The 3,295-nt window shown below is 53.6% G+C and carries 2 protein-coding genes; both read left to right on the top strand.

Translation table 11 applies throughout. The features are described 5' to 3' along the window. The coding region (locus tag JKK62_RS07205; protein WP_207752156.1) for an ABC-2 transporter permease family protein at positions 1-1,965 on the top strand (1,965 nt) is incomplete at its 5' end. A 119-nt stretch (positions 1,966-2,084) separates the two neighbouring features. Continuing rightward, on the top strand, positions 2,085-3,295 hold a 1,211-nt coding region (locus JKK62_RS07200; protein WP_201427331.1), incomplete at its 3' end, for a class I tRNA ligase family protein.

Genomic DNA, 3,295 nt, shown 5'->3' with positions numbered 1-3,295 from the left:
AAATGGGGGCTGCGGGCTATGACACAAACAGTATCCTCTAAGAGCAGATTAAGGCAGTGCCTGACGACCTTCAAGTGGGAGCTGCGCAACTGCTCGGGCGCGCTGCTGGTTTTCGCGATTCTGGCAGGCGTGTTCACAACGGTGATATTCACTATCTGCCTTGTCGTGGGCTTTTCCGAGGCGACGGATTCATGGAGCACGGCGAATGCCGCAAGCATCGACTACGACGCGGTCAGAACCGCCGTCAAGGTTTTTCAGATCATCGCGTCCTACGTGGTATTCTTCCTCAACGCGGTTTTCACGATCATCTACACCATACGGATTTACTCATATCTGCACAACAAGCGCAAGGCTGATATGTACGGCGCGCTTCCGATAAGCAGGCGCACGTTCTATGTCGCAAAGACTGTTTCGGCGTACATCTTCTCGATCGTGCCGACGATGTTCTTCCTGTCAATTATCGCGCTGATTTCGGTATGCTTCGGTCAGCCTCTCGTCAACGAGGTCACGAGCCTCTATCTCAACCTGCTGCTCGGCTCGATCGCCTGTGTTTCGTTCTACGGTCTGCTCGCGGTCTGCTGCGGCACCACTGTAAACAGCGTCATCGCCTTTATCGCGATAAACTTCGCCTATGTCGTAGCGGCTATGTTCATTAAGGGCACAGTGATGTCCTTCCTGCACGGAATGCCGCTGATGATTTACGAGAACAGCTTCATCATGAAGGCGCTCAATCCGCTATCGGCTTACAGCGGCGGAAATATCATATACTGGATCATCTTCACGGCGGCGTGCCTTGCGCTCGGAATCTTCCTTGTGAAGAAAAGACGCGCCGAATGCGCCCAGACCTCGTTTGCCTACTGGCTGCCCGCCTACATGGTCAAGGTGCTCGTCGCCTTTGACTTCGGAATGTTCCTCGGCAGCATCTTCGGCGCTCTCGGAGTGTTCTTCATTCCGTTCGCGGGCTTCATGTTCGGCTTTGTGCTCGGCAGTGTTCCCGCCTACGTCATTACACATATGATCCTCTACCGCGGGGTAAACAAGCTCATCAAAACCGCGATTCCTCTCGGCGGTCTGGTCGTCCTTACGGCAGGCGTGATGTTTGTGCTCAGCTTTGATATAACGGGCTACAACCGCTTCGTCCCCGTAACGGAGAATATCAAGAGCGCGGGCGTAATAGACCTTGAGGACTGCTATTTTACGGGCAAGCTCAACGCCGTGCAGCTCGGAAATCTCGCCGCCGACGACTATACCGACGCCGATGATATCCGCAGCATCACATATTTCCACCACGGCATTGTCGGCAGGCTCGACAGCACGAGCTACAACCCATATGCGGATATCTGGGCGAACATGTTTTTGAGCGGCTTCTCGTCCTCGCTCTACAACAAGGAATATGTGGTGTCCTACAAGCTGAACAACGGCTTTACCGTAACCAGATGCTACTACGAGCAGTACGGAACGTTCAGCGATTTCACCATTGACGAAACGAATATTAACGACCTGCTCGATGACGAGGAATACTTCCTGCGCTACAGCAGCATAATGAACGCGAAATATGACGAGATCAACTCCCTGTCTGTTTCCGACGATGACAACGATTGGGGCAGTTACTACTTGTACTCGCCTCTCACCATTCAGGAGGACGAATACAATCCTTCTGCCAGGGCTGATATCGAGAAGGTGATGGAGGCTTACCGAAAGGACTTTGCCGAACACGGCGAGGTTGAGCCGAAGGATGCAGTAGTTTGCATAAATATCAGGTACCGAAAGAATGACAACCTTGAAGGGAACTCCTTCCTCGGCGAGATGCTCAGCCTTATGACTCACGGCGATTCCGACGGCGACAGGGGCTATGTAAGCGAGGATTACACTCAAACCCTGAAAGCAATGCGCGAGATCGGCGTGCTCGACAAGGACAACAAGCTGAACAAAACCAGCTGGTACTATCAAAACCCATACAGATGAGTGAAAGGCGCGGCTTATGCCGCGCTTTTTTCGTTTTATCTACCTTCAACCTTGACAAAACCGCCGTAAAATGCGATAATAATACGGTATGCAAACAAATATATTTAAGGAGCGATTTTATGGCTAAGGAGATGGCAAAATCCTATAAGCCCTCTGAATTTGAGGACAAAATTTACGACTTCTGGCTCAAGGGAAATTATTTCCACACAGAAGCGGATCCCGATAAAAAACCGTATACTATTGTTATGCCGCCGCCCAACATCACGGGTCAGCTGCACATCGGCCACGCGCTTGACGAAACACTGCAGGATATCCTTATCCGCTACAAGCGTATGTCAGGCTATGCCGCTTTGTGGGTACCCGGTACCGACCACGCGTCTATCGCTACAGAGGCGAAAATCGTTGAGGCTATGCGCAAGGAGGGAGTTTCCAAGGACGACCTCGGACGCGAGAAGTTCCTCGAGCGCGCGTGGGAATGGAAGCGCGAGTACGGCGGCAGAATCACAAGACAGCTGCGCAAATTAGGCGTTAGCTGCGACTGGGAGCGCGAGCGTTTCACAATGGACGACGGCTGCTCCGAGGCGGTACGCGAGGTTTTCGTCAAGCTCTATGAGGACGGCAAAATCTACCGCGGCAACCGCATGGTAAACTGGTGTCCGCACTGCAACACCTCTATCTCCGACGCAGAGGTCGAGTATGAGGAACAGCAGGGTCACTTCTGGCACATTCTCTATCCCGTAAAGGAAACGGGCGAGATGCTCGAAATCGCCACGACCCGTCCCGAGACAATGCTCGGCGACACCGCCGTTGCAATTAACAGCGAGGACGAGCGTTACAAGCACCTCCACGGCTGCCACGTTATCCTTCCGCTGCTCAACAAGGAGATTCCGATTGTCTGCGACGAGCACGCAGATATGGAAAAAGGTACGGGCGTTGTTAAGATTACACCTGCCCACGATCCCAACGACTACGAGGTAGGTCAGCGCTGTAGCCTGCCTATCGTACGCGTATTCACCTACGACGGCCACATGACAGGCAAGGCTGACGTTGAGGCATATGAAGAGCTCAAGGCAAAGGGCAGACTCGCCGAGAACGAGCCGGAGGTCATCGACTGCGGCAAGTACGCAGGCATGACCACCGCCGAAGCGAGAGAAGCCGTTCTCGCCGACCTAACCGACCTCGGTCTGCTCAAGCAGGTCAAGCCACACACCCACGACGTAGGCACCTGCTACCGCTGCCACACCACCATCGAGCCGATGGTTTCAAAGCAGTGGTTCGTACGCATGGAGCCGCTCGCAAAGCCCGCTATCAAGGCTGTACGCGAGGGCGA

The sequence above is a fragment of the Ruminococcus difficilis genome (genome assembly GCF_016680995.1).
Note: the sequence above shows the minus strand (reverse complement) of the source record. Positions and strands in the feature narration are given on the sequence as shown.